We start from the raw sequence: 23,382 nt of genomic DNA, 5'->3' as shown, positions 1-23,382 counted from the left end.
TTTAGGAACCGCATGAGTACTTCGTAATGCTGATATCGATCCGATTGATAATGTCTACTCAAGACGCCTTGATCAGCCGATTTCACATAAACATCGAATACGCCATTGTTGAAAAAGGCGACGTCTACACCTACGACACCTTCTCCAGTGGTGTTATCAACCAGCCGACAGCTGAGGCGCGCCGTTTGCCCTACATAATATTGGCCATTGCCGATGAGTTAAACAAAGGCTAGCTGCCGATCCTCAACAGTAAACATTAGCAGTGCCGTATCCCATCCCGCCTTTCCACCTCGCACAGAGGCTCCCAAAACACTCGGCATGTTCGCTGAAAGCCTGAACATCACACTCGTTTTCCCTTCTTTGTTAGTTCTCGTTGGTGCAATCGTCACGCCCGGGAAGTCCCACATTACCTCTACATCCCACAAAGGTTCGCCAGTGATAGCTGAGACAACGATAGCGTCGGCCGAGACCTCATCTCCGGGAAATCCGGCAGGATCCGGACTGGACAGAGTCTGTATTTCCCGTGGCTCATTCAGGAAATACGACAACGCAACCGACTCCCTATCCCCCACCGTTGCCGTCAACTCAGCCTCTCCAGGAGTTTCGGGAACGAAGCGAACTCTCGCCACACCGTAATAATCAGTCACTGAAGTCACAACCCCAAGATCAGGACTACGCCACGTCACCGTCCACCCCACCATCGCCTTGCCACTGATGACAGACACTACGGTGACCTGCCCAAAAAATTCCTGGCCCCAATCCAGCGTCTGATCAACGCGGCTGTTCCCGGCGATTTTCACCACCTGTGCACCTTCCCCCAATGACATCGCGTTCGCTGGCGAAAGACTCGCCAGTCGCTCCGATGACAATCGCAATGCAAAACTCGCGTCCTTCAGATCGCCCGCCTTGAACGTGTACTGCAAGCCCACGTGGTAAAACATGCGTGACACCCCCAACGCTGCCGGTAAAAACTGGATACCCAGTTCGCCAGGCCCGGTCCCCGTCATACCGAGCGTCAAGACACGATCAAACAACGGGCTGTTCTGAGGAGCGAACAGCTTAAAGGTGTGCTCACCCTTACGACGCGGGAAGTAGGTCTTTTCACCCCAGGCGTGAGCCGGTCCGCCGTCAAACCTGACCGACAGCCCCTCCCACGGATCGCTCGCCAGTGCCGTAACCCCCATCGCGCGTTTATCTTCAAAGCTGTCGAAAGCACTGATCACCAACGCCTGAATTTCATGTGCCCCATCGATTACCGGCGAAAAATCAATACCGGACCAACCTTCGTTATCGGTATGCACCACCCTTGGCCCCTGCGGCGTCGTCCATGTCACGGGCACCTGATTCACAGCGTGCCGGGTGAAATGAGAGAACACCTGAACCCACTGCCACGCAGATTCCTGCCCTACCACCGGATCCACCGGCGACTCGCGACACGCCTCGATTCTGATTTTGTTGTGCGCCAGCGCCATCGGCTTGGCGGTGGCAACGAAGTTCAACTGAGGCAGTGCCAGGGCCAGGGCAAAATCACCCGGTGTCTGACTGGCGGTGAAGTCCAGCGTCCAGGTCACGCCCCCATCGCTCAGGTTTTGCCGCAGGTTCAGGGCAGGTTGAACGGTTGCTCCCAACTGATCGGCCGGCGTCCCCAACCACGTCAGCAAAGATTCCAGCCCCACCAACGGGCTCAGCGCATTGGGCAACACGTTAAAACGATGAGTCGCCCCCAGGCAGGGATAGAACGCCTGACCGTCCAGCGCTGCCGGAATCTGGTCCAGCATCAGGCTCACTTCTTCCGTCAGATCCCCGGACATCAAGCGCCCGGACAGCTCTCGAACGGTTAATTCGCCTTCAAGGCGTAGCTCCAGCTCAAACAGACTGCTGAGGCTGTCATTCGCTTGTGAGACCAGGTTCCATTCCACGCCTGCTGCCACGAGAAGCTTGGGCAAACCCAAATCGCTGGGCACCAATCCGATATCCGGGTCTGCACCTCGCCAATGCAAACTGATGTTTTTGCCAAGCCACGCACTGCCAGCGACCGGCACAACCTTCAAGATATGTGCCTGGCCACGCCGACACACCACGCCGAGCGTATTGCGCAAGACTTCAACCGTATCCAGCAGGAACTTGACTTCACTCTTCCAGGGGCTGGTCGCAATTGCCTTCACATTAAAAGGCTGTTCAATCGCAACGGCCTCGGCATGGGCCTTGATGCTGGCCGTGACAACCTGATCCCCGGCGACGTTCGGCGTATACGGCACACTGGCCCAGCCACCGGCACCGGATCGGGTCGAAATCGTGCCCTCAGGGGTTAGCCAGTCCACCAGCGCGTTAATCACCGGCTCACCGTCGCCTCTGCCCACCTCATGCAGCACCTGCACCCGCAACAGCACGCTTTCGTTTTCATCCACCACTGGAAACTTGTTGGCCTCGCGCACTTCACCGACCTTGACCCGATTGCGCGCCAGCGACATGGTTTTTTTCGGTGAAGGCAGCAGCAGCTTCGAGCAGACCAGCGCCAGATAAAACCAACCGTCAAGACGATCCTCGCTCGTCAGGTTCCAGGCCATTTCGCGGCCGATGACCGGCACCGAATGCTCAAGCGCCGGGCTGACAATAACCCCCAGTTGCTCATGGGAATCACCGCTCCAGCGCAACAACAGTTCCGTGCCAAGCAACGGGCTGTCTGCGGCCAGTTTTATCGTCACGGGATAATCCGAGCCCCGATTGGGATAGCCGGTTTTTTCCTCCCAACGCTTCTCATCGCCATCGACGACCGCCAATACGTCTTTCCACGGATCCGTCGCCAATACCCGGACGTCTAACGACTGAGTGACCACACCAGCGGCGTAATAGGGGCTGTCGACAGAGGCCTGAATAACAACGTTGCCATGTGCCTGCGGTTCAAAATCGAAGTAAGCCCAGCCTTGGTCATTCGTGATTCCAGCGCCTTTCACCCCTTGGCCGGCAAGTGTCCAGGTCACCGTTCGCCCGCTGAGGGACTGGCCGGTGTAGTACGACGCCACTTGAACACCCAGCCGTACACCCTGCCCGTATTCGAGCACCGGGTAATACTTCGCCTCGAGCACGTCGCGGAACACCAACCGATGATGCCCCAACGACACATTCACCGGGTAAGGCTCGGCGGTGTACTGGTTAAGCAGGTTCATCGAGAACAGGTAGGGCTCTTCATCGCCAATCAACGGGCAATCAAGTTGCCACTGATCCTCTAGCGGATGATCCACGCCCCAGTCCGGCACTGCGACAACCGCGCCAAACGGATTGTCGTCACTGCTTAACGCTGCCTGGGTGTCCCGCCAGGCATTGTCTGGCGCGGGCAGGAATTTCAACCGGTGAGCCAGGCTCGCGGAGGCCCCCTGGCACATGTACAGCGTCTCAGCAGGTGACACAGGTTCTTCATCCAGCATCAGCCTTTGCATCACCGCTGGTTCCAGATGCAATTGAAAATTGATACAGGTGATGCAGATGCCCGAGACGGGGTCAGTGGGGGCATTGGCCGGGCTGGACACCTCGACAGTGAGGGTGTCCCCGGCACTGAATGGCAGCGCCAGTTCAACTCTGTACTTGATCGGATTGAACTCCAGCGGCTGACCGTTCCTCAGTCGCGCCTGATCCTCCTCGACATCCCGTGATGCACCCGGCGGCAACAGGATTTCCAATGTTTCTTGCTGCCCATCGATGCTGATTTTCAGCTTGCCCGCTTCGGTGTGCCGTGTCTCGCACCAGAAACTGAGGACATAGCGCGCTTGCTCAATGGGATCCTTTGGGACCTCCAACGACTGACTGACCGAAGACTTGTTTCCAGACTTCAGTAAAGGAATAAATTCGCCTTCATGGAATTCACTTGCTCTACTCAACCAGCTTGGATTTATCGGACCTTTCTTCCAATGGGAAAACCCCTGCTCGAAATCGCCATTGCGGATCAGACTTTCATTGGCCTGGATGATCGGTTCATTCATGACGGACGGCTCCTTCGACGCTTGGGTTTTGCTCCGGGTTTTCAGCTTGGGTCACCAGGTCTTCGACGGTTCGCGCGAAGGTTGGCTTGCCGGCTTTGGCCGTAAAACGGATCCGCAGAATGATGTCCGTCAACGTCAGCAGCATGGCGTGCTGCGACGCTTTCGTCGGCCGTGGAAAATTCATCGTCCAGCGCGACACTGCCCCGGTGTTTTCGAAGGGGTTGAGCAACCCTTCATCAGGTTTCATGGCCGTCATGCCGTTATCGGCAATCCCCATCGACAAGACGATTTGTTGACCGCTGCGCAGGTTGACCTGCACATCGGCCGGGCCTGTGGCACCGTCCGGGTTGTGCAAATACCTCACAGACTGACTCGATGCCTTGGTCGCTATCATGCTGCTGATCTGCAGCAAGGTTGCTTGTACATTTTTGTAAGGGCCGGTCAGCACCGGCAGATCGACCTCGATCGAGCTGATTTGTCGGCAGTAATGCCCCGGATGATCGCGATCGAACAGCAGCTGGGTAAGCTTGAATTCCAGTGTCCCCCGGTCCTGCAACTGCTGCAGCGCAGACGTCCAATTGTCGATCCCCACTTGCGGTTCGACCTTGTCGTCGAACAATTGCCGCAAGGATACGGTTTTGACCAACTCCAGCCGACGCTCATGGCGTTGCAGGTATTCACGCTCCATGCGCAACAAATGCCCACGCAGGTGTTCGCCTGCGGTCAAGCCGTGACGGTTATCCAGCCAGACCTGGGGCAAGGGGAGATTCGCGTCGTAATCGCCGGTTTCCGCGTTCAACGAAGCCTGGGCGTTGAGGCACAAACTGACGACCGCATCGTACGCCTGATAGTGCAGGGCCTTGAACTGGCCCAGCAACCAGCCGAACAGTTCGGCATTGGTCGCACGCTTCTTGAGGAAGTTGTAAACCGTCAGCGCCTGGCTGTTGGCCGTGAGGGTCTGCTGCAGGCTGGCTTTGGCCGCCTCGACGGCATGCTTTTGAGCGCCGATCTGCTCATCGATCGCCCGGATCTCCGCGGCTGCTTGATTGCGCTGCAGCGCCCATTCGTTACGGCGACGGCGGTAAGCTTCGGTGGTGGCTTGTTTGTCCGCGTCCAGTTGCTTGACCGCCGAAGCGATGTCCAATCCGAAGCACACCGCATTGATGATTTCGTCGGGGCGAAATCCACCATTGGCCAATCCGAACACATTGGGCAGAGCAGCCAGCGCCCCGGCTGCGGGCTTGATGCTTGAGGACACCAGCGACAGTTTTTTTGACTCCTGCAGACTTTCCATGACCTCGTATTCAACCGCCGACACATTTTCGTCATAGAGTGCCGCATAGGCATCGGCCCGATCCGCCGCCACGGCCCGGCTTTGCTCCAGCGCGAGCACATTCGCCTTTAACTGGTCGATGGCATATTCCTGCACGGTCTGGGCATAGGTGCCCAGTTTCACCAGATGGTCTTGCTGCATTTCTTCCTGCTCGATCCGATCCCGCTGCTCAAGCAAGCGCAGCACCTGGTTGCCGTATTCCTGCAGGGTTTGCACGGCACGCAACGCCGCCTCGAACATCACGCGCCAACGGAAAGCACCGATCACCAGACGTCCGCCCATGGGTCTCGGTGCGCCAATGCCCCCGGCCGCCAGGTCTTGCAACAATTGATTGGGATCGGTGGGAGGGCTGAAAAGCGGGATCTCCCTCGGCTTGCCGTCGAGGGTGAGATTATTGCGCAGGTTATGCAGGCGTTGGCCGGGCAAGTCGTACAGCGCAAGCAACAGCTCATTGATCGGGAGTTTGAAAGGATTGTTCGCCAGTAACCCGAGCTCGGGCGGTTCGTCGGCGCCGGCAGGAAAGTCCGCCAGGCTGAACCCGAGGGTTTGTTCAAACTGCTCAAGCGCTGGCCGCGACAGGCTCTTGGCCAAAAGGCCCTCCACCGTGTCGGTTTCCCAACGGTTCACTGTCCGCACCGTGGGGGCCTTCCCCATGAAGAATTCGGCCTGGACGTAACACAACTTGGCGGCTACCAGGCTGTCACGGGTGAGCTGGCGGTAATACCAATCGCCCCAGGCCACAAGGTTCTTGACGTATTCAGTAAACACCAGAATCTGGAAATGGTAGGGCGCGGAATAGCCGATGGCGTCCGGATCGGTCGGTGCGCGGGTTTCGAAGCCCACATTGCCTATGACGACGTTCAATGGCCGGCAGCGCCAGTAAAGCGGTTTGGGATCTACCGGTTTTGTAATGTCCGCCGGCGCTTGCGGATCAAACAGGTAATGCAGCCATTTTTGCGCCTCCAGAAAACGATCTTCGGTGCGCAGACGCGTCGCGACCAGATGAGGCAAATGAAAAAACAGCTCCCAGAAAAACAAGCCATTGGCGCCGTCGAATGCACCGTTCTGTTCGTTCATCGTTACAGAACCGGGCGACGGTTCCGACAGAAACTGGGTGTCCCAATCAAGTACCGCATCCACGGAAATACTGGAGCGTTGCACCAGCTCGGGGCCGAACAGCGAATTCAGGCGGGTGAATTCAAGCGCCCAGTCTGGCTGGTTGAAAGCAATAAACTGCGCTGCATTGGAAGTGTTTTTGAGCAATGCCGCCGGGTTGAAGTCCGTTACGTTGGCAATCGTCAATGCAAATTCTTTAACTCCATATTCTGCACTGCCAAAAGTAAAGGTCGGCGCCCCCCATGCACCTTTCCCCCGCTTGAAGATTTGCCATTCGGTGCCCCAGCCACCGGCAAGTGGCTGGGAGGTTTTAATCGGGTCCGGGTCGCCTTCGGCTGAGTTTTTCAACGCCAATTCCAATTCAACGTTACTGGTACTGGTATTACCCGTGGGCCTCAAAAGTCCCTGGACAATCAGCACATCGTAGATACCGTCGCGAAACGCCACGGCCTGCACATCCAGGTATGGCGTCAGGGTCCCCGGCGTGGCCACAGTGGTGGCGATGGTCGGCTGGTTCAGCAATGGATGCTGCACCGTTTCGGCGGTGACAAAGCGTTTGTCCGCGGCGTGCTCCAGCCAGCCGCCATCATCTTCGGGCAAGGGACGGAAAAGCACATCGCGTACCGCTGTCACTTTCAGACCGGCCTCACTCCCGTCCCCTTTGCGGTTCGTCAACAACACCCCCAACTTGCCCTTGGGGTTGTGATGATCGGCCCATACGGTGGCAATCAGTCGAGCGTTTTTGTCCTCGGAGTAATCTGTGGTTTGCGAAGAACTGTGCATGATCAACGGTGCCGACCACTGGGCGTTCTGGTTCATGAATGCCAGATTGATGTCCAACCGGTGAGGTACGCTCTGGCCATCCGATCCCTCAACCTTGTCCCGCCACTCGGCCCACACCAGGCACAGCCGCCCGCTCCAGAACACCGGGCGAATGTCCAGCACCTTGGCCCCTGCCGGAATATCCACCGGCTGCCATTCATTCCACACCGCGGGATTGAGGGCGACATCGGCAGGCGAGAGTTCCACCTCAGCCTTGCGCCAGAAATACTGGTAAGGCGGCACCCGCTGGCGACCGACAAAGTAATAATCGGCGCGTGCCGGCGAGGCACCGTCCATGTAGCTGCTGATCACATCCAGGTTGCAGGTCTGCTCGAACGTTTTCAGGTAGTCCTGCAGGGCTGCCTGTACCGAATCGCTGTTCAGGCGGGTCTGATTGAGATTGTTTTCCAGGGTTTTGAACAGACTGGTCTTGCGCTGTCGCACAAAGGGGGTCATGAAATTTTCCGGGTAGATCGCGATCAGTTGCCGCGCGGCCCAATCCGGGTAATTGCTGTAAAGCTCCCAAGTCGCCAGATCTCTTTTATCGAACTCGATCGTCGCATAGCCTGGCTCCAGCTTGCGGTACGCGGCATGGATAAACTTCTGGGCGCAGCTCGTCGCTTCGGCCACCCAGGAACTTTGAACCGGGTAGTTGTCCAGGGGATCGATGCGCAGTAGTTCGAACAGGTCTGCCGGGGTTTTCAGGAAGCTGTACTTGGGCGAATCTCCGCTCCCGAACGTCCCGATGCAGAACTCGACCAGCGCATCACGGCGCTTTTCGAGCAGGCCAGCCATATTGTTCAGTGCCATAGTCCTTTCTCCTGAGGGTGTGAACCGGAAACGCAGGTCCAGTCAGCGATAGCGTTCATTGGCCTGCCTCCTCGCCGTCGAACGTGATGGGTTCGAAATGAGCCATGGATTCCCCTGCTTCGGACAGCACACTGATCGCAAACTCTCCGCCGGTAGGGCTGGAGACAAACACTCGCGTCACGCCCTCCTGGTTGGTGTAGGACTGCACCGGCCGGATATCCAGCACAGGCAGCCGGGTGCCGTCCACAGCCCTGTAGCTCCATCGCACGAGGCGGTTTTTCCCGAGGTTTAGATATCGGTCCATCAACGTGGCGTAGAGTTCGACTTCCTGACCGTGGGCCACGGTGCCCAACGGCACCGGCGACATGCGCGAAGGCGGAAACTGCAGGGAACTCGCTTCAGCGACAACATGGATGGTGGGGGCGTACTGCGGCTTGAACAGGTCCAGCCAGAACTGCGGGGTGTCCGTGCCCATGACCTTGCCGGGCAAAAACTCTGCCTTGACCATGCCATTGACGTCCGTTTTCTTGGTGGCAATACTGCCCAGCCTGGCAAGCCAGTAAACCTTGACACCTCTCAACGGCTGTTCGTCGATGTCCTTGAGGGTCACGGTGAAGGTGATTTTCTCGCCGGGTTTGTTGGCCACCACCTCGAGCTTGTCCCAATCACAGGTCAAGGTAACGAGCTGCTGCAAATCCTCGGTGAACGCCATCTGAGGCACAGGGGATCCGGACAGGCTCAGCAACGCATGCTCGGCAGCATCCTTGTACTTCGACTTGTCCACCGCCTCGGGCAGGGTGCCGATCAAAAAAATCGTCAAGGCATCCATGCCGGTCTTCGTCGCCATGACCCGAATGCGCATCAACAAATCCAGTTGGGTCAGGTTTTTCAGGATCTTGAGCATAGGGTCGATGCGATTGACACACTCGCGCACCTCTTGAACACTCCAGTCGAAAAACTCGGCCAGGCGAATCGCAGCCGCTTGCTGGGCCAGACGCTCAGCATCAACGCTCAGGTGGTCAGGCAAGGCATTGACCTCACGCAGATAATCGAGCAGTTTCTGCGCAGGCTTCTCACTCAACTCAAACGCCCGGGTGAGCACCGTCAGGTAGTAAAGCGTCCTCACCGTGAACGCATGTTTGTCCTCCTGATCCAGCCAGGCCTTGTGGCCGTAATCCAGGTAGTCCTGCAACAGCTGGGCACCGAGATCGAGTTTCGCCACCACCGCACTGCGACGGCGTACATCGGCCAAGAGTACAAGCAGGGGGTCAGGCTGCTCGTTGCGTCCCCGCAGGGAGTCTTCCCGTTCCGAAAGGGTGCGTTCCAATACCTGACGCAACAATTGGTGCACCGTTGCATTGGCCCAGGCCAGCACTTGAAATGCTTGCTCGGCGTTGACGCCCGCATAAACCGCCAGCGACTCCTTGACCACCGACGCCTGAGCCTCGTAGGCCTGCAAAAGCACGGCGAGCATTTTCTCGACAATGGCAGCGCGTACGACTTCATCGCTGTCACCGAGGCCATCCTTCACCGCCCCGTCGAGCGCCATCCGGGCAAAGGCCAGGTACTCGGCTTGCGTACCCCCATACGCCAGGACCAGTCCGTCAGCATCGACCAGCATCGTCAGCAAATCCAGCCAGCTTGCGTTCGCCAGCGGTGGCACCCCTGCCATCAGTAACGCCGAGTGGGTGAACTGAGCGCCTGACAACAGGCTGCGCACTTTTTCAAACAACTGGCGCTCATCGTCAGAAGCGGTGGCCAACGCCTGGGGTTGCGAGATGTGCTGCAACATCCAGAGCACCGCAAGTTTGCGGTCTGCGCACCACCCCACACAGGAATGCAGGGCATAAATGAGGTTCAGCACATCGGGCGTATCAACTCGGGTCGAATGGATCAGGGGAGTACCCGCCAGACCGTAGAGCCAGTCTTCCCCCCCCAATAACGTCAGCATCAGGACGCCCTCGACGGGCGTCATGCCCAACAGACGGGGCAGCTTCACCAGGCGATAAAAACTGGAAATGACTGCGGGGGTGCGCTTGAGTTTGTTGTCGGTGACGCCATGCGCACCGGCAATCGCCATGGCCAGGTATCGGTAGGTCTGCAGGTCGATCCCCAACGCACTGCACAACTGGGTGATCGTCAATTCGGAATCGCCCTGGACCGGCAACACCGAGAACTCACCGTCATCGAGCAACATGGGTTGGCGGTAGTCGCCCTGGCCATTGAAGACTTGATCAAACTGAGAGAGCGCTTCACCGCGACCGTAAATCGACAACTCGTCGATAAACGCGGCAAATTCTGGCGCCGTACACCCGTAGCGCTCGCGTAACGACTGAAACAGACCCAGTGCGTGCACGACTTTTTCCGTGATCCACCAGGCATTGTCTGATGCGCTACTGCGCCATTCAGCCCTCATGGCCGCCGCCAACAACTTATCCACCTGATCGCTGGGCAGCCCCAGCCACTGATCCAGACGCAACTTACGGTTCATTCGGTCGTATCGGTCAAGACCCACGTCGCTGATGGGATCCGCTGATAATTTATGCAGGAATGAAGGGCCGGTTCCGCTACCCGTAATGCTGACCGCAGGGTGGCTATTGGCATTGAGATAAACCGAACCGGAACGCCCGCTTTCCGGCTCAACAGGCTTGCTTTGCGAGTACGTCACGTTGGCAGAGCGCACGGGGGCGAAACCTCGTACCGACAGCAAGGCCTCCAGCCCCGGGGTGTCGAGTTTGGTTCGCTCACCGAAGAATGGCACCTGGTTAAGGTTCTGCCACGCCACGCCCCATGCACCGAAGTTCTGCGAATAAAAACCCTCGCGACTCTCGGACTCTACGGGCGGCTCCGTCAGCAACCGCCGCTGATAGGGCCCCAGCCGTGATGCGTGGGCCAGGGCACGCCCCGCGTCGGCATCCCACGCCTGGCGTTGCAAAAAATAAGGGGCTGAGTTGTCCACCAAGTGCACAAAATTGCCGACCGAAAGCCCTTGGTGATGGGCGACCGCATCCAAGGTCTCCCAGTGCTGATAATAAGGCAGCCCATTGGGGTATCGCGCCTCGATCATCGCGTCTTCAACATCCAGTCTGGCATCGTGCTCGGCGATGAAGGTTTCCAGCACCGGGACGATGATGTCGACCGCAGACACCGATCGATACACCGCATTTTGATCGACCGGCAGCGGTTTCAGGTCCTTGCGCCGATCATGCAGCGGCAGCTTTTCGTTACTGCTCGAAACGGACTCGATACGCTGCTCGATCCACCTCAACAGCTCGATCAGATACGCCACTGGCGAAGCGAGAGATTCCAGCGCCTGCGGTGGGCAAAAACTGTCGAATTCTGGTCTGAACAGCATCTCGAAACTGGGTCCCGAAACCATCGACAACAAACCACTGGTCGCCCCGACCTCATCTGTTTCATGACTGCGCAGGCTGTGCTCGATGAATTGTCGCCGCACATAAATGGCCATGCTGTTGGCCCGCCGCAAAAACCGGCGGGCGTCATCGGGGCTCATGTTGAAGTCCCTCACCAGCCCCAGCACACCCTTTTCCACCAGTGGAAAAATCGAGCCACCGTCTTCGATGTAAGTGTTCAGAGCAGCGTACTGTGTGCGTTGTTCTTCACTGAAGACCTGGTTCAGCAATTGCGAGGCGGGGCGAGAGTCAGCCATGGTCAGGTTCCTTGAGCCGATAACAGTCCTGAACAGCCTGACAAGCTTGTCAGGCCGTGCGATTGATTGAAGAGATTTGGCGCTTGAAGGCGATCACCGTCTACTGTCATAAATGACAGCATAAATGACCGCTCATCGGAGGATCGTTATCAGGCTTTCGTGAATGGAGCACGTCGACGTCGAAGCGTTTAATTTCCGCACAGTCGGAAACCGTCTCACCCACTTTACTGCCGGTCAGGGTTTGCTCGAACCGACACCAATTGCCACCGTCGGGCAACGGCTGCGCCGCACTGCCCCGCCAGCCACTGGGGCTGACGTCAACGTTCAACACCCACTTCAGATCAGGGTTGTACCAGCTCATGAGCTGCCCTATTCCCGGTTTGCCCTGCCCTTCAAAACGCACCGGATCACTGACCCAGCGTCCCGCCGCCGGTACATCGATGGAAGGCAGAAAAGCACCCAGCACGACCGACCGTTCGGGGGAGTCGGCCGATTCGAAGCCGTCGCACGACGCCACGGCCACCAGGCCATAGCGGCCACCAGGCAGATTCAGCATCACCGTCACCGACCACGTGCGATCCTCCAGCACCGGACTGCGTCCCAGCACCTTTGAAACAGCGCCACCCAGCTTCACCGTCACGCGGTCCCCCGGCACGCCGAAACCGGATATCACCACCCGCCGACCAATGTGCTCGTCCAGTGCCGGGGTTTCGATATACGGGGCCGCCGGCACGACGTTGTAGTTCAACGGCGGGCTGTCTTTGGAGATCTGTCCATCGAAAGTTTGCCTGGCCCAGATGATTTTGGCCCCCACCGGCAAGGTCACCTCGGCTTTCCAGTGGCCATCGCTGTCCACGGGAATATTCCTCAGCAAAGGCCCGGTATCGCCCGCCAGCCAGACCTCGACCCGTCCGAGCGGCATGCCTTCCCCCTCAAGCGTCGCGGTTCGTGGCTGATCGCCGCTTTCCGTTGGCTGCGTAAAGACGGGAGGCAGCAGCACCACCTCGAACTTGAGCATGTCGCTTCGCTCAGACTCGCGCTGATTGAGCGTCTGTTGCGCATCAGCGGTGTACTCGCGAAACTCAAGAACGGTGAGGTCGATTGACCAGTCACCGCCGGCGATCAGCAATTTTGGTTCGCCCAGATCTCTACCGGATACAACATCGCGCAGTTGCATCGAGGCCCCGGCCATGCCGCTCCGCCCCTTTACCGTTACATCGCGACCGACCTGCGAACTAGGTTCGGGTTCAAAGATCAGCGGTTTCAGCATCGGCGTGTAAACCGTGAAGGTTACGGACGCAGAGGGTGACGTTTGCCCGGCAACGAACTGGGTGACGGTGACGATGTGAGGCACATCCGGGGCAAACGGTGTCTCTCGCTGAAAGGTCCAGTTTGTGCCGGTAACGATGGCGGGGTGCTTTGTGAGGGGGGCGTCGCTGAACGTGACTTCCACCACAGCACCCGACGAGCAGGTGCCGGAGATTTTTGGAGACAAACCGTCCTCTTGCATTTGGCCAATGACAGGCGCCAACGGTGGGATGGTGACGATGAGGTGGACCCAGGTCGGCGATTGCTGACCATCCAGAAACTGCCTGAAATAAACGTCACGCTTGAATGTCGGGCCCCACTCCTGGGATGCCCGGCTCGACCACTTGCCTGCGGACACGAGCGCATTGGGGGCGGGGAAGGTGCTGCCACCGGGATCAGCGATCTTCACCGTAGCGCGGTTGTAGCCTTTGCCGGAAAAGGTCGGCCAGTATTCCTCCGTGAACGCTATGTCGGTCGGATCCGGCAGTACCCGGTTGACGGGAAATAAGTAAGGCAGTGACTCAATCCAGCCATTGGCATTGTCGGAGACTTTCTGAATCGCCTTCAGAGAGTACGAGCCAAACGGCCAGTTGGTCACGGTCGTTTCCCACCGGCCACCTGTCACTGTGACAGCGGGCGGCGGCGTCCCTCCCGGCCCGCTGACGACAGTGATCTCGACCGTTGCGCCGGGATGGCCGGTGCCTGAAAACTTCAAAACGGTTTCGCTCAGGGTCGTGACGTTGACGCCATTCAATGCCGGAGGGCGGACTTTGAACGACCGGGCTGCGCTGACGTCGGAAGGCACCCCACTGACAATTTGTCGCGCGACAATCGAAAACGGACCGGGGGGCATATCCCTGTCGAATCTTGTTACGATCCACTGCCCGTTCGCCCCTGCAGTTCCTTCCCCGATTTTGAACAAATGTTCAAGGTCCTTCAGAACCTCGACAATGGTATTTGCAACAGCGCCACGTCCAGATATCGATCCTCGCATATCAGTGACATCATTAGGACCAGGAACGTCGATAACTGGAGGATCGGATACTGGGGGACCGACGACACACTCAAAAACACGGCTCAAACTGGAGTACAACGTTTCGTGCAGTACTGCCTCAAGACGGTGCCTCACCTTTACTTGGTATGTTCCTGCGGGCAAATCATTCACCAACTCCCATGTCCCATAAGCATTAACTAGAACCTCACCCAAAGAGTTCCCATTGATATGATCTATGAGCTCTACCCCTAACACGCCAACTGAATACTCACCATCTTGCAGACAGCGCCCTGAAATCTTTTCGAAACTCGGCTTATCGTCTACAGTCGGCGGAGGCAACGGCCTGACAAAATACCTGTAGTTAAAGGCAGGCCAACTATTAGGAACATAACTCCACGCCAATTGAATGTTACCCACTGACGCGGTATTAACTTCAATTTCCCAATAACCAGTGCTAGGAACGCCTACAGAATAGTGTTTCTGATCATAGTCATGTGCCGAAATTCTTATATATACTACGGAGCCAACATTCGCCGCCCCTCTTACGGTAAACGTACGCGAGGGAAGAAGGGCATTCATTTCCGGGTACAAAATTGTGATCATTTCGCTAATTCCCCCACGAAGAAGCCTGCTTGTGTTCGATCTCACTTTTCTACAGTTGATGTCAGCGCATATCTACCTGTAATAAATGACAGTTCCGACGAGCGGCACCCTCCATTTCAGCGCGATAAAGTTTGCTTTTTTCAGCCCTCGGCCCATTGACTACACCTCCTTGCGCAATGGACTACACATCCGCCAGAATCCGCCGGCTTGTGCACCTTGGCCTTGCCCCGTAACTTGATCCGCGTCGCTGCCAATCAGCGATCGGGTTTAGTCGCCCGGCGGTTCGATACATGTGTATAAGCGTCATCCAGTCGGGTATTCCCTATCCCCGCACTTGATGGTGGCTGTTCGCAGGGCGCCCTCGGGCGCGCCGGAATTCGTATCTCCGCCGGTCGACTAACCTGCTTACAGCCGCCACCCCCCTCGTTTAGTCGCGAGACGGTGGCAGCCCTATAAAGGAGATCGATCATGTTCAAACCAACACCCAATCCACCCCCCGAAACCGACCCGGTTTCCCCCTACGCCACCTTCGATTCAAGAAAGCTCCACGCCGCCGACAAGGCGCTCGACCATTACCTCAAACCCGACGTCGACTCCCTTCGCACTTCCCAGGACCGCGCCATGAAAATGTTCACCGTTGTCCCGGATGCCAATCCCGAAGCCCTGACCATCCAGACCTACGAAACCTTTTCGTCGGTCAGCATTCTGCTGCTCGACCTGGCCGAAAGCCTGGAGGACAGGCCACGGCATCTGGCGATGGCGATTTATCAGATGAGTGAGTTGGGGTTGATGCTGGTGGAGCGATCGCTGGATAACGAGCGGGCGATCAAGACGGCCTAGCGTTTAGCCTTTGAATTGTTGTTGTCAGAGCTGACGCCATCGCGAGCAGGCTCGCTCCCACAGGGGACTTTCGGTGACCACAATTTTTGTGAACACCCGATACCCATGTGGGAGCGAGCCTGCTCGCGATAGCAATAGTGAGAGCGCCGCTAAACTCAGGCAGACGCAGGCAACGGCTGAAAACTGAAGTACTGCCTCAACGCCTCCACCAATTGCCGATACTCCGGTGGAGCCCGTTGCAGGTAGAACCCGGCGTCGTAATGCTGCGGCGTTTCGTCTTCATGGCACCACAGGCAACGCGCCGCCAGGTCGATGACCTGCTGGCAACCATCAGTGGAGGGGATTTTCAAACGCAGGTCGAAGTCGACGCCCACCATCATGGGCAACTGGCTGATCAGCATCAGCCCTTCTTCGGACACGTTGCCGAGATAGCCGATGGGTTTGTCGGTGACGCTGTTGAACACTTTGAGGAAGTACGGCAGCTGATGCCGCGTGATCCGGCGGTTGGTAAACATGCGCAAATGGCCCAGCAAGACCCTTAAGCAGGGCCGCACTAATGCTTCGGAACGGGTCTTCTTCTTGATTGATAGAAGTGAAGGCGCGCTCTCCCCGATCCCGGTGCGACAGTCCATGTAACCGCTGACGCTGACTCCTGCCGATCACAGGTATGACCTCGGATTCAGAGGCAAGGCTCTAAAACCGATCTCCTGGACTATAGCTCACCACCGCCAGTGAGCCAGCCATGGCATGACAACGGCAATCAGTAGGACGGCGGGCGCACGGCCGCTGCGCTGCGCAGCGGGTAAAGTCCCTGGCTCTGCAAGGTTTCCAGACGCGCGCGGGCACGGTAGGCGTATTCGCTGTGCGGGTACGTCTCGATGATGTACTGGTAAGTCTGCGCCGCATCGATAAACAACATCTGCTTTTCCAGGCACTGGCCGCGCATCATCGACACTTCGGGCCACACATAAGGCCGCGCACGGCTGGAGCGCTCGACTTTTGAAAGTTCGAGTATGACCTGCTCGCAATTGCCACGATCGTAGGCGCTGTAGGCGAGATTCATATGGTGGTTCATCGACCAACGGGCGCAGCCCGTCACACTGAGGGCAAGGACGGCAATAAGCGCGAATCGCATGGGGGGTTCTCCTGTCTTGAGCTCTGTATCGACCCGTTGTGCAAAATCTTCAGGCGGCCTGTAACGATCGTTTAAAGATAAAAGCCAATAAGTAGTGCAAACGAACAATGACTACACCTAAAGATGATAGTAGCCTCACCCAGCGCTTGAACTCAGGAGTCTTTGCATGTCCGTCCGTCGTACCAAAATCGTCGCTACCCTTGGCCCGGCCAGTAACTCGCCGGAAGTTCTCGAACAGCTGATTCTGGCTGGCCTGGACGTCGCCCGCCTGAACTTCTCCCACGGCACCCCCGACGAGCACAAGGCTCGCGCGAAGCTGGTGCGTGACCTTGCCGCCAAGCACGGCCGCTTCGTCGCCCTGCTGGGTGACCTGCAAGGCCCGAAAATCCGTATCGCCAAATTCGCCAACAAGAAGATCGAGCTGAAGATCGGTGATCAATTCACCTTCTCCACCAGCCATCCTCTGACCGAAGGCACCCAGCAGGTAGTCGGTATCGACTACCCGGACCTCGTCAAGGATTGCGGCGTAGGCGACGAGCTGCTGCTCGACGACGGCCGCGTGGTGATGCGCGTGGATACCGCCACCGCCACCGAACTGAACTGCACCGTGCTGATCGGCGGTCCGCTGTCGGACCATAAAGGCATCAACCGTCGCGGCGGTGGTTTGACCGCGCCGGCCCTGACCGAAAAAGACAAGGCCGACATCAAGCTCGCCGCCGAGATGGAAGTCGACTACCTCGCCGTGTCCTTCCCGCGTGACGCCGCCGACATGGAATACGCCCGTCAACTGCGCGACGAGGCCGGCGGTACTGCCTGGCTGGTGGCGAAGATCGAACGCGCCGAAGCCGTTGCGGACGATGACACCCTCGATGCACTCATCAAAGCGTCCGACGCGGTGATGGTGGCTCGTGGTGACCTGGGTGTGGAAATCGGCGACGCTGAGCTGGTGGGCATTCAGAAGAAAATCATTCTGCACGCACGCCGCCACAACAAGGCTGTGATCGTTGCGACCCAGATGATGGAGTCGATGATCCAGAACCCGATGCCGACCCGTGCCGAAGTGTCCGACGTGGCCAACGCCGTGCTCGACTACACCGACGCCGTGATGCTGTCGGCGGAAAGTGCCGCCGGTTTGTACCCGCTGGAAGCCGTGCAGGCGATGGCGCGAATCTGCGTCGGCGCTGAAAAACACCCGACCAGCAAGACCTCCAGCCACCGCATCGGCAAGGTCTTCGAAAGCTGCGACCAGAGCATCGCGCTGGCGGCCATGTACACCGCCAACCACTTCCCGGGTGTGAAGGCGATCATCGCGCTGACCGAAAGTGGTTACACGCCGTTGATCATGTCGCGCATCCGTTCGTCGGTGCCGATCTACGCGTTCTCCCCGCACCGCGAAACCCAGGCCCGCGCGGCCATGTTCCGTGGCGTCTACACCGTCCCGTTCGACCCGGCGTCCCTGCCGCCTGAGCAAGTCAGCCAGGCTGCTATCGACGAGTTGCTTAAACTGGGCGTTGTGGCGAAAGGCGACTGGGTCATCCTGACCAAGGGCGACAGCTACCACACCATCGGCGGCACCAACGGCATGAAAATCCTGCACGTTGGCGACCCGATGGTCTGAGTGACCGACCGCTGAAAAACAAAAGCCCTGCCATGTGAATGGCGGGGCTTTTTGATTTCTTATTCAACAGCTGTGTTGTCTGTGCAGGCCCCATCGCGAGCAGGCTCGCTCCCACACTGGATCTTCAGTGTTCACAAAACCCCTGTGGGAGCGAGCCTGCTCGCGATGACGCCGGCACAGTCCCCGAAAAATCAATGCCGCTTGATAAACCCGGTCAACGCCGCCAGCGCCTCCGGCGACCGCAACCGCTGGGTAAACAACGCGCCCTCTTCCTCGATCACCTTGCGAATCAATTCCCGGTCCGGCGCTTTCATCAACTGCTTGCTGATGCGCACCGCTTCCGGCGGCAGCGACTCAAAGCGCAACGCCATCTCCCGCGCCTTGGCCAACGCCGCTTCGCCGCTGCCGAGCGCTTCGGTGGCAATGCCCCACTCTGCCGCCTGTTCCCCGCTGAACCCCTCACCCAGCAGCAACAACTCCGCCGCTTTGGCATGCCCGAGCAAACGCGGCAGGATCAGGCTGGAGCCGAACTCCGGGCATAAGCCGAGATTGACGAACGGCATGCGCAGGCGAGCATCGCGGCTGACATACACCAGGTCGCAATGCAGCAGCATCGTCGTGCCAATCCCCACCGCTGCGCCGGCCACAGCGGCGATCACCGGTTTGCGGCATTCCAGCAAATTGAGCATGAAGTGAAATACCGGGCTGTCCAGGCTACCGGGCGGTTGCTGGATGAAGTCGGCGATGTCGTTGCCGGCGGTGAAGCACTCGGCACTGCCGGTGATCAGTACGGCGTTGATTTCAGGGTCGGTGTCAGCCTGTTTCAGCGCCTCGGCCAGATGGCTGTACATGGCGCGGGTCAGGGCGTTTTTCTTCTCGGGGCGATTCAGGCGCAGCGTCAGCAAACCGCGTTCGCGTTCGATCTGGATGGCTTCGGTCATGGAGGTCTCGCGTCTGAAAAATCAGCGCTCAACCACGAGGCAGGAACACATCGGCCAGCAGTTGATTGCGCGGCAATCCCGCGAGGTACAGGCGCCGGGAAAAGGCGTCGACACTGTCGGGGGCTCCGCAGACTAAGGCCAGGGTTTGCCGGGAGACAAGCCGCAGTTGCGCCAATGCCTGCGGCAACTCGGCCGGGGTCCAGCACTCGACACTCAGGTTATCGCGGCCCTCGCCCATGTCGTGCAGCGGTTTGGCCAGGTAATGCTCGTCGGCGTCATGGGCCAGATGAATGACACGAATGGCGCCTTGGTGATCCTGTCGCAGCGCTTCGCGTAATACGCCAAACAGCGGCCCTAAACCGGTGCCCGCGGCCAACAGCCACAGCGGCCGGGTGTGCCAGTCCGGATCGTAATGCAAAGCGCCGCCGCGCAGTTCGCCGAGGCGGATCGAGTCACCGATTTTCAACTGGCGGGCTGCGTCGCTGAACGCTCCCGGCTGTCGGCAATCGAGGTGGAACTCCAGAAAGCGGTCTTCTTCCGGCAGGCTGGCGAGGGAATAAGGTCGTGCCACATTGCCGGCCCATAACACCAGATGTTGTCCGGCGTTGTAGCGAAAAGGACGCTCCGGCGTCAGACGCAAGCGCAGCACGCTGGCGCTCAACCAATCGACGGCGGCGACCTCGGCCGGGCGACCATCGACCTGGGGATCGAAGGTATGCACCTGCAAATCCTCGACCACCTGACACTGGCACGCCAGGCGCCAGCCCTGCTGACGCTGGTCTGCGCTCAAGGCATCGGGGCGGTGGTCGCTCGGTAATCCTTGTACGCATTGCACCAGGCACGCATGGCAACTGCCGGCACGGCAACTGTAGGGGACGGGCACGCCGTTTTGATTCAAGGCATCGAGCAAGTTGCTTCCCGGCGCCACCGACCACTGACGCTCGCCGACCCGCAACTCAGGCATCGACGTTCTCCCAGGCCGCCGCACATCGGTTGCGACCGTCACGCTTGGCACGGTAGAGCGCCTGATCGGCGCGCTGCAAGGCGTCATCGAGATCATCGCCCAGTTCCAGCAGGGTCATGCCCACCGACAAACTGAGGTGGGCAACGTCGAGGCCGATCAGCTCGACATCAGTGAAAGCGATGCGCAATCGCTCACAGCACGCGGTCAATCGTTCGGCATCGCAATCGGGCACCAGCACCACGAACTCTTCACCGCCATAACGTGCCAGCACATCACCGTCGCGCAGGCACGCGGTCGCGACACCGGCAAAGGCTTGCAGGACCTGGTCGCCCGCCGCATGGCCATGCACATCGTTGATGCGTTTGAAGTGGTCAAGATCGATCAGCGCCAGGCCATGCATCACGCCGGCGTCCATGGCGCTCAGTTCGCGGGAGGCCAGACGCAGAAAATGGCGGCGGTTGAACAGCCCGGTGAGTTCGTCGGTAGCGACCAGGTCTTCGAGCTGGCGCATCATCCCGCGCAGGGTGTCCTGGTGCGCTTGCAAGGCGAAACGCCGTTGACGCATGCGCTGGCGCGAAGCCTGGACGTAGCGGGCGTAGAGCACCAGCCAGATCAACACAATAAGCAACACACACGCTTGCAACCCGGCCAGCGCCGGGTCGCGGAGCTGAAGGTGGTAGCCCTCCCACAGCGTGATCGCACTGAAACTGAAAAATACCAGCAACGCACACCGCATCAACGCTCGGCGCGACAGATGGAACAACCCGAACAACAGGATCAGCACGTAAAACACCAGGAACGCGCCCCGTGCCTCATCCAGATTGGCGATCAGCCAGGTTTGCCACCCCAGCCCCAACAACACTTGCACTTCGGTCAGGCTGGGGTCGGAAAAACGCAGGTTGCAGCCGCTGTAGAACACCGCGAACAATGCCGCCTGGCTGATGATCACCAATCCGGTGCCAACGGCCATGCGGGCCAGGGATTCGTCGTATTGACCGGTGAAAAACGCCAGCCACAGCAACATCAGCGCCAGGGCGTAAGTGCCGGCTGCCAGGGCAAAGCGTTTAAGTAAAAGCTGTTGAATGGCGTTATGGGTCAATCGTTGACTCACTATGCGAAAGAAGCTGTTTGAGTGTCCTACTCTACAGGCCGGGTGCCACTTTAGTGGTGAGCCGGATAAATGACCATTCAATTTTCCAGACAGAAAACTGGCGTCAAAAGCATGACCCGTTTTCCGCCTTCTAACTTACCCGTAGCAGCTGGCGAAGCCTGCGTTCGGCGGCGAAGCCGTCGCAAACCTGCGTCCACGGCCTGCCTGACACCGAGGTGCCTGAATTGACGACGGCTTCGCCGCCGAACGCAGGCTTCGCCAGCTGCTACAAGGGTCGCGGGGTTATGCGACCAACGATTGACTACCGGCGGGTGTGCCCGCCACCGAGGCGCGCTATACTGCCGCGCCTTTTTAGCGTCGCGCCAGCAGCCCCGGCGTGCCTTGAAAGGTGCTTGCAACCGACCGATGCACCCAAGCTGCAAGCACCTTATTGAATGTTCCCGTCTTTTAGAGGAGCGCGACTCATGACCGTGATCAAGCAAGACGACCTGATTCAGAGCGTTGCCGACGCCCTGCAGTTCATTTCTTATTACCACCCCGTTGACTTCATTCAGGCGATGCACGAAGCGTACCTGCGTGAAGAGTCGCCGGCCGCGCGCGATTCGATTGCGCAAATCCTGATCAACTCGCGCATGTGTGCCACCGGCCACCGCCCGATCTGCCAGGACACCGGTATCGTCACCGTGTTTGTCCGTGTGGGCATGGACGTGCGCTGGGATGGCGCCACCATGGGCCTGGACGACATGATCAACGAAGGCGTGCGCCGGGCTTACAACCTGCCGGAAAACGTCCTGCGTGCCTCGATCCTCGCCGACCCGGCGGGCGCTCGTAAAAACACCAAGGACAACACCCCGGCCGTTATCCACTACTCCATCGTTCCGGGTAACACCGTGGAAGTGGACGTGGCAGCCAAGGGCGGCGGTTCCGAGAACAAGTCGAAAATGGCGATGCTCAACCCGTCCGACTCGATCGTCGACTGGGTGCTCAAGACCGTTCCAACCATGGGCGCCGGCTGGTGCCCACCGGGCATGCTCGGCATCGGCATCGGCGGCACCGCCGAGAAAGCCGCGGTCATGGCCAAGGAAGTGTTGATGGAATCCATCGACATTCACGAGCTCAAGGCTCGCGGCCCACAGAACCGCATTGAAGAAATGCGTCTGGAGCTGTTCGAGAAGGTCAACCAACTGGGCATCGGCGCCCAAGGCCTGGGTGGCCTGACCACCGTGCTCGACGTGAAGATCATGGATTACCCGACCCACGCCGCTTCGTTGCCGGTGTGCATGATCCCGAACTGCGCCGCCACCCGTCACGCCCACTTCGTGCTTGACGGTTCCGGCCCGGCATCCCTGGAAGCGCCACCGCTGGACGCTTACCCGGAAATCGTCTGGGAAGCCGGCCCGTCGGCCCGTCGTGTCAACCTCGACACCCTGACCCCGGAAGAAGTGCAGAGCTGGAAGCCGGGCGAAACCGTCCTGCTCAACGGCAAGATGCTCACCGGTCGCGACGCGGCGCACAAGCGCATGGTCGAGATGCTGAACAAGGGTGAAACCCTGCCAGTGGACCTCAAAGGTCGCTTCATCTACTACGTCGGCCCGGTTGATCCGGTGCGCGAAGAAGTAGTGGGCCCTGCCGGTCCGACCACCGCAACGCGGATGGACAAGTTCACCCGTCAGATCCTCGAGCAAACCGGCCTGCTGGGCATGATCGGCAAATCCGAGCGCGGCCCGACCGCAATCGAAGCGATCAAGGACCACAAGGCCGTTTACCTGATGGCAGTCGGCGGCGCGGCTTACCTGGTGGCGCAAGCCATCAAGAAGTCCCGCGTGGTGGCTTTTGCCGAACTGGGCATGGAAGCGATCTACGAGTTCGACGTCAAAGACATGCCAGTGACTGTGGCAGTCGACAGCAAGGGTGAGTCGGTTCACATCACCGGTCCTGCCATCTGGCAGAAGAAGATCAGTGACAGCCTGGCCGTAGAAGTGCAGTAAGCACTTAGCGGACTAAACAGCGGCCGGGTTGTCTGGATAGACGACCCGGCCGTTTTTTTTGCTCAAAAAATAATGCCCATGGCATTAAAACCGAAGCGTTTACAACTATTCGGTCTAGAACATCCCGTTTGACCTGTCAGATCTGACAGGTT

At 58.7% G+C, this 23,382-nt stretch carries 13 protein-coding genes; 4 read left to right on the top strand and 9 right to left on the bottom strand.

Features of this window, described 5'->3' with window-relative positions; all coding sequences use genetic code 11:
* Nucleotides 1–50: 50 nt before the first annotated feature.
* Nucleotides 51–233 (top strand): hypothetical protein, encoded by a 183-nt coding sequence (locus J2Y56_RS07440; protein ID WP_310349545.1) that lies wholly within the window; start codon nucleotides 51–53, stop codon nucleotides 231–233.
* Here the strand turns inward: J2Y56_RS07440 and J2Y56_RS07435 are convergent.
* From J2Y56_RS07435 to J2Y56_RS07420, 4 genes are all read right to left on the bottom strand, one after another.
* Nucleotides 219–3,977, bottom strand: a complete 3,759-nt coding sequence (locus J2Y56_RS07435; protein WP_310349543.1) for a hypothetical protein — start codon at nucleotides 3,975–3,977, stop codon at nucleotides 219–221. The genes J2Y56_RS07440 and J2Y56_RS07435 overlap by 15 nt on opposite strands.
* Nucleotides 3,970–8,058, bottom strand: coding sequence for a neuraminidase-like domain-containing protein (locus J2Y56_RS07430; RefSeq protein WP_310349542.1), 4,089 nt, complete (start codon nucleotides 8,056–8,058; stop codon nucleotides 3,970–3,972). The genes J2Y56_RS07435 and J2Y56_RS07430 overlap by 8 nt, the downstream gene beginning before the upstream one ends.
* A gap of 55 nt (nucleotides 8,059–8,113) precedes the next feature.
* Nucleotides 8,114–11,728 (bottom strand): Tc toxin subunit A, encoded by a 3,615-nt coding sequence (locus tag J2Y56_RS07425; protein WP_310349540.1) that lies wholly within the window; start codon nucleotides 11,726–11,728, stop codon nucleotides 8,114–8,116.
* Between the two features lie 106 nt (nucleotides 11,729–11,834).
* On the bottom strand, nucleotides 11,835–14,633 hold the full coding sequence (locus J2Y56_RS07420) for a hypothetical protein (protein ID WP_310349537.1): 2,799 nt from the start codon (nucleotides 14,631–14,633) through the stop codon (nucleotides 11,835–11,837).
* Between the two features lie 468 nt (nucleotides 14,634–15,101).
* Here J2Y56_RS07420 and J2Y56_RS07415 point away from each other — a divergent pair, with 468 nt between their 5' ends.
* Nucleotides 15,102–15,473: a DUF6124 family protein gene (locus J2Y56_RS07415; protein ID WP_310349536.1), complete on the top strand. Its 372-nt coding sequence runs from the start codon at nucleotides 15,102–15,104 to the stop codon at nucleotides 15,471–15,473.
* A 155-nt stretch (nucleotides 15,474–15,628) separates the two neighbouring features.
* Here the strand turns inward: J2Y56_RS07415 and J2Y56_RS07410 are convergent, their stop codons facing one another.
* Together J2Y56_RS07410 and J2Y56_RS07405 are read right to left on the bottom strand one after the other, a co-directional pair.
* On the bottom strand, nucleotides 15,629–15,988 hold the full coding sequence (locus J2Y56_RS07410; RefSeq protein ID WP_310349533.1) for a PilZ domain-containing protein: 360 nt from the start codon (nucleotides 15,986–15,988) through the stop codon (nucleotides 15,629–15,631).
* 245 nt (nucleotides 15,989–16,233) lie between these two features.
* Nucleotides 16,234–16,608 (bottom strand): tol-pal system YbgF family protein, encoded by a 375-nt coding sequence (locus tag J2Y56_RS07405; RefSeq protein WP_007945892.1) that lies wholly within the window; start codon nucleotides 16,606–16,608, stop codon nucleotides 16,234–16,236.
* 166 nt (nucleotides 16,609–16,774) lie between these two features.
* Here J2Y56_RS07405 and pyk point away from each other — a divergent pair, with 166 nt between their 5' ends.
* The gene (pyk, locus tag J2Y56_RS07400; RefSeq protein WP_007945893.1) at nucleotides 16,775–18,226 is read left to right on the top strand and encodes a pyruvate kinase; all 1,452 of its coding nucleotides are present in this window, start codon (nucleotides 16,775–16,777) and stop codon (nucleotides 18,224–18,226) included.
* Nucleotides 18,227–18,417: 191 nt separating this feature from the next.
* On the opposite strand, the gene J2Y56_RS07395 is transcribed toward pyk, so the two are convergent.
* The 3 genes from J2Y56_RS07395 to J2Y56_RS07385 are packed head-to-tail and all read right to left on the bottom strand — an operon-like array spanning nucleotide 18,418 to nucleotide 21,230.
* Nucleotides 18,418–19,167 (bottom strand): enoyl-CoA hydratase-related protein, encoded by a 750-nt coding sequence (locus J2Y56_RS07395; protein ID WP_310349531.1) that lies wholly within the window; start codon nucleotides 19,165–19,167, stop codon nucleotides 18,418–18,420.
* A gap of 28 nt (nucleotides 19,168–19,195) precedes the next feature.
* Nucleotides 19,196–20,131: an iron-sulfur-binding ferredoxin reductase gene (locus J2Y56_RS07390; protein ID WP_310349529.1), complete on the bottom strand. Its 936-nt coding sequence runs from the start codon at nucleotides 20,129–20,131 to the stop codon at nucleotides 19,196–19,198.
* Nucleotides 20,124–21,230: a diguanylate cyclase gene (locus tag J2Y56_RS07385; protein WP_007948760.1), complete on the bottom strand. Its 1,107-nt coding sequence runs from the start codon at nucleotides 21,228–21,230 to the stop codon at nucleotides 20,124–20,126. Before J2Y56_RS07385 ends, J2Y56_RS07390 begins: the two co-directional genes overlap by 8 nt.
* Nucleotides 21,231–21,706: 476 nt before the next feature.
* On the opposite strand from J2Y56_RS07385, the gene J2Y56_RS07380 reads away from it, so the two are divergent.
* Nucleotides 21,707–23,230, top strand: a complete 1,524-nt coding sequence (locus tag J2Y56_RS07380; protein ID WP_007945624.1) for a fumarate hydratase — start codon at nucleotides 21,707–21,709, stop codon at nucleotides 23,228–23,230.
* Nucleotides 23,231–23,382 lie beyond the last annotated feature (152 nt).

Source organism: Pseudomonas sp. BE134, from assembly GCF_031456105.1.
GTDB lineage: Bacteria > Pseudomonadota > Gammaproteobacteria > Pseudomonadales > Pseudomonadaceae > Aquipseudomonas.
This window is presented reverse-complemented; position numbering and strand designations above follow the sequence as displayed.